Below are 764 nucleotides of genomic sequence, written 5' to 3'. Positions count from 1 at the left end.
ACTCATTATATTTACCTTTATTTTTAATTGATTAGTTTCGATAATCACACAACACGAGCCTATTATCTATGAGCAGCTTAATTCACTTATCACTTATTGACGAAGATAGATACCCTACTTCGCTTAGCGGTGATGATGAAAGTAAATACCAACAATTGCTTGCAATTACTGAAGAAGAAGCCATTCATTGGCAGTCAATCGAAATAAACCTGCGCGGCTTTGAACCCGCACTGCAACTATGGGATGCTATCGCAGGTAATAGTCGGTTATTATTGATTGCTAGCTTCAATTTTTTCCCCCATAAGCTGCTTCCACCTGACGCTGACATTAGCGGCACTTTCGGCTTTTTCCCAGCCGATATGGTGAAAGATTTATATGACATAATGCAACAAGAATATAGCTTCGATATTGATAGCTTAGAGGGGCAGAACATAATCGCTGAAATTGAAAAGGATGGAGTTGATGAAGTAAACCCCGAAGCCTATGACCTCGTTCGAGACAAGTACTTTGTAACCTTTAGAGATGCGGCTGAGCAAGGTAAATCAATCGTCGTACTCATTGAGCAATAATTAACTATATAGAAAGCGCTAAGGACAGCACATGCAACCAGACATTAAACACATCCCCCAACAACTTGGGCAATACTTGTACCAGCAAATAAATGAGCCGTGGCTTGAGGCTCAGCTTATTTTAGATTGCGAAGATGAAAACCAACTTGAATGCAAGGCTCACTATCAAACAGAAGATGATGAAAACGAACAGCC

Annotated in this window: 1 protein-coding gene and 1 pseudogene; both read left to right on the top strand. The window is 40.2% G+C overall.

Translation table 11 applies throughout. The annotated features are described in order from the left end of the window. Positions 1–68: 68 nt before the first annotated feature. Positions 69–569, top strand: coding sequence for a hypothetical protein (locus H5232_RS23525; RefSeq protein ID WP_182795025.1), 501 nt, complete (start codon positions 69–71; stop codon positions 567–569). 31 nt (positions 570–600) lie between these two features. Continuing rightward, positions 601–764, top strand: a pseudogene (locus H5232_RS24500) (DUF600 domain-containing protein); the annotation flags it as partial.

Origin of the sequence: Pseudoalteromonas sp. SG41-5 (assembly GCF_014164495.1) — a bacterium.
Classification (GTDB): domain Bacteria; phylum Pseudomonadota; class Gammaproteobacteria; order Enterobacterales; family Alteromonadaceae; genus Pseudoalteromonas; species Pseudoalteromonas rhizosphaerae.
The sequence above is the reverse complement of the archived record's forward strand: the minus strand, read 5'-3'. Positions and strand labels throughout refer to the sequence as shown.

Excerpts from the sequence above, each read along its gene's own strand:
- H5232_RS23525 (WP_182795025.1), top strand. The coding sequence starts at position 69 with ATGAGCAGCTTAATTCACTTATCACTTATTGACGAAGATAGATACCCT.